At 47.4% G+C, this 784-nt stretch carries 2 protein-coding genes; both read left to right on the forward strand.

Annotated features, from left to right (window positions below):
• Positions 1 to 270 (forward strand): transporter substrate-binding domain-containing protein (locus tag ACS8FC_RS16655; protein ID WP_439297599.1); only part of this gene is annotated, 270 nt, incomplete at its 5' end.
• A 125-nt stretch (positions 271 to 395) separates the two neighbouring features.
• The coding region (locus ACS8FC_RS16660) for a transporter substrate-binding domain-containing protein (protein ID WP_439297600.1) at positions 396 to 784 on the forward strand (389 nt) is incomplete at its 3' end.

Raw genomic sequence — 784 nt, forward strand, 5'->3', positions numbered from 1 at the left:
GAAGCGGGCAGTGGCTACGAGATTAAAGGTCAAGAAATCAGCAGCGACGATGATGCAATGGGGATTGCATTCCGTAAAGGCGATCCATTGGTTGCCAAATTCAATGCGGCATTGGCTGAGCTAAAAGACAACGGCACTTATGATCAAATCACTGGTAGCTATTTTGGTACCAGCTCGACCGCTGCGGCCCAAAAAGCAGTCGTGACTGATGGTGTTGATGAAGTCATAGTCGTTGAAGAAGACGCACCAGTTGAAGCAGCAACGAACTAAGACGACGTCTTCTGCATAGACCGTTATTTTGAAAAGTGTTGTTTACCCAAGAAAACCCAAGGATGATCATGAGCAATCACTGTGTTCCAGCCCGTGCTACGACTGGCAAATCTATTATTAACGCTATGACGACCAGTCGTCTATCTGTGCCATTACTTACGCTAGCGACCATTTTTACCGTCGCTGGCTGTAGCAATAGCCAAGAGAGTACGGCCGATACCAATTCTGATGCGACCGAAACAACGGCAGCAAAGAATGACGTACTGCGTATCGGTACGGAAGGGGCGTATGCTCCTTTTAACTATACCAATGCCGATGGGACACTGGGTGGTTTTGATATTGAAATAGCAAATGCACTCTGTGCTGATATGCAGGTGACTTGTGAGATTATGGCGCAAGATTGGGACGGTATTATTCCTGGTCTAAAAGCCGGTAAGTATGATGCGATTGTCGCGGCGATGTCCGTTACTCCAGAGCGTGCAGAGCAGGTTAGCTTCACTGATCCATACTTTAG

This window comes from Psychrobacter sp. 1Y4, assembly GCF_051847555.1.